The following is a 2,786-nucleotide window of genomic DNA, read 5'->3' as shown; positions in this document are numbered from 1 at the left end:
AAGACCATTACCTCTGACAATGGTAAAGAGTTTGCTCAGCATAAGAAGGTGAAACGAAAGCTCTTTACTTCCTTCTTCTTTGCCGATGCTTATGCGTCATGGCAGCGAGGAACCAACGAGAATACCAACGGATTAATCAGAGAGTTCTTGCCTAAGGGTTGTGACTTTAGACAAGTCTCTGATAATGAGATACAGGACATTGAGAATAAACTAAACAACAGACCAAGAAAACGCTTAGGGTTTAAAACGCCCAATCAGGTGTTCTATAATATAATTTAGCGTTGCACTTGGTGTGTTAATCTAAGTTTTAAAACTTGTAGGTCAGCGTCATGGATGTATCACTCTCATTAGAGATTATTTTAATGCTTACTGCTGTAGCAGCGCTGGCAGGATTTATTGATGCCATTGCTGGTGGCGGTGGCTTGTTGACCATACCCGCTATGTTGCTTGCCAATATCCCACCCGTGCTAACGCTAGGCACCAACAAGCTGCAAGCCGCCTCAGGTGCATTGGCAGCGTCCATTACGATGATCAAAAAAGGGGTGGTCAAGCCGCAGCGTATAAAAGTGGCTATTATCGCTGCTTTTATTGGTTCGGTGATTGGTAGTATTGCGGTACAGATGTCTCCACCGGATTTACTCGAAAAACTGATTCCGTTTTTGATTGCCGCTATCGGTATTTATACCTTATTTGCACCCAAACTTGGTGAGGTAGAAGCGGCACCACGTATTTCAGAAGGCAAATGGCAAAAAGTTGCTGCGCCCTTGATTGGCTTTTATGATGGTTATATGGGACCTGGAACGGGGATGTTTTTTGCGCTTGGGAATGTGGCATTGCGCGGCCGGCAGATAGTCGAAGCGACAGGCGCGGCAAAGGTATTGAACTTGTCTACCAATATTGGCTCGTTAATATTCTTTATCTTGGGCGGCAATGTCCTTTGGAAAGTAGGGCTAGCAATGATGGTAGGTCAAACGATAGGGGCGTATTTTGGCTCGCATATGGTGGTCAAAGGCGGTAGTAAGCTGATTCGTCCAATGATTGTCTTGGTATGCTTGGCGATGATAACCAAGTACGTTTTTGGTTAATTGTCCTAACGCTTTATTGGTTAATCTAAGTTTTCACAGTGAGTGGGTGATATCTATTAAGAAAGTATACGTAGCCGAGCCAAAAAAACCTCAGCCAATGTGAAATGTGGCTGAGGTTTTTTTATTAATAAGCATTTATAGATAATAAGAATGACTAGTGGCGACGATCAATGTCATCGTACTCACTACCCATGATTCCATCACTAAAGACTTCTGAAAATTCACGCTCATTGTCTTCATCGATATGACCGTCAAACAAGTCTTTTGCTCCAGCATCAGGATCATTGTAAATTGCTAAATCCATTTTGCCTTCTGATTTTGCCACGATAGCAGTGACGGCCGCATCACCACCGACGTTTACAGCGGTACGTAGCATATCTAAGATACGATCCACACCTAAAATAAGGCCGATACCTTCGATAGGTAGGCCGACTTGGGCAAATACCATGGAAAGCATAATCAAACCAACACCCGGCACACCAGCGGTACCAATAGAGGCTAGCACTGACATTAAAATAACAGTCAGGTACTCGGTCACGCCCAAATCAATGCCATAAATATTGGCAATAAAAATAGTCGCCGTGCCCTGCATGATAGCCGTACCATCCATATTGATAGTGGCACCAAAAGGCACGGTAAATGAAGCGACTGAATTGTTGACCCCCATACGCTTAGTGACGGTACGCAAAGTAATAGGAATTGTCGCGTTTGAGCTTGAGGTACTAAACGCAAAAATCTGAACTTCACGCATTTTTGCCAAAAAGGTTCTGATCGATAAGCCCGAAGAGACCTTGAGTACGATCATCAGGGTAATGAAAAAATGGAAAGCCAATGAACCAATCAATACCACCACATAGCCGAGCAACGACCAAATAAGGTCCAATCCAAGCTCAGACATGGCTTTGGCTAAGAGTGCAAAAACGCCGTAAGGAGCAAGATTCATAATAATGGTCACCATCTTTAAGATGATTTCATTAATTAATTCTAAGCTTTGTACCAAGCCTTTGGCAGGTTTACCAACCATCAAGATACTGACACCGATGAGAATGGCAAAGAAGATAATCGATAACATATCGCCATTCGCCATCGCGCTGATGGGGTTGGACGGAATGATGTTTGAGAATACATCGAGCAATGGTGGTGCTGACGCGGCTTCAAACGCTGCTTCGGTTTCGATATTCATGCCTTTACCGATACCAAATAGCGAGCCAAGCCCAATCGCTGTTGCAATCGCTAAGGCCGTTGTCATCATATAGATAAGAAAGGTTTTGGTACCAATGCGACCAAGTAAACGGATGTCACCAATGCCGCAAACGCCACAAATAAGCGAGATGAGAACTAAAGGCACCACCAACATTTTGAGCGAGTTGACAAACAGCTTACCGACAATAGCAAAAAAACCGTTGGTGACATAAGTATTAACGAAGCTGCCTTCAGCGTTCAGTCCTAAATAGTTTATCAATAAACCCAGTATGATACCGAGTATCATGGCAACAATAATCTTGCCTGTCAGTCCCATATTCTTCCACATAATAAATGTCCCTTGTGTGCATAACAGCGCCATAACAAATGTTTTTTTCAATAGAGTATGTAGCTTATATCAATGCGATTAGGCTCATAAGTCTGGCTATAGCGTCGGTTATGATTATTAGGTGGTGTATCAAAAAGTATGCTGGAGTAATAAAAGAAGGGTGACAGCCG

The 2,786-nt window shown here is 43.3% G+C and carries 3 protein-coding genes; 2 read left to right on the top strand and 1 reads right to left on the bottom strand.

The genetic code is table 11. The features are described from left to right. Both EI161_RS13895 and EI161_RS13890 read left to right on the top strand, forming a co-directional pair. A partial coding sequence (locus EI161_RS13895; protein WP_192524318.1) for an IS30 family transposase occupies window positions 1-279 on the top strand: 279 nt, incomplete at its 5' end. Between the two features lie 50 nt (window positions 280-329). After that, window positions 330-1,085, top strand: a complete 756-nt coding sequence (locus EI161_RS13890) for a TSUP family transporter (RefSeq protein WP_192524906.1) — start codon at window positions 330-332, stop codon at window positions 1,083-1,085. A gap of 154 nt (window positions 1,086-1,239) precedes the next feature. Here EI161_RS13890 and EI161_RS13885 read toward each other — a convergent pair whose 3' ends face one another. After that, on the bottom strand, window positions 1,240-2,616 hold the full coding sequence (locus EI161_RS13885; RefSeq protein ID WP_192524907.1) for a dicarboxylate/amino acid:cation symporter: 1,377 nt from the start codon (window positions 2,614-2,616) through the stop codon (window positions 1,240-1,242). Window positions 2,617-2,786: the final 170 nt, after the last annotated feature.

It is taken from the genome of Psychrobacter sp. FME5 (assembly GCF_014861375.1).
Taxonomy (GTDB): Bacteria; Pseudomonadota; Gammaproteobacteria; order Pseudomonadales; family Moraxellaceae; genus Psychrobacter.
The sequence above is the reverse complement of the archived record's forward strand: the minus strand, read 5'-3'. Positions and strand labels throughout refer to the sequence as shown.

Coding starts and splice junctions, on each gene's coding strand:
- EI161_RS13890 (WP_192524906.1), top strand. CDS start 330: ATGGATGTATCACTCTCATTAGAGATTATTTTAATGCTTACTGCTGTA.
- EI161_RS13885 (WP_192524907.1), bottom strand. CDS start 2,616: ATGTGGAAGAATATGGGACTGACAGGCAAGATTATTGTTGCCATGATA.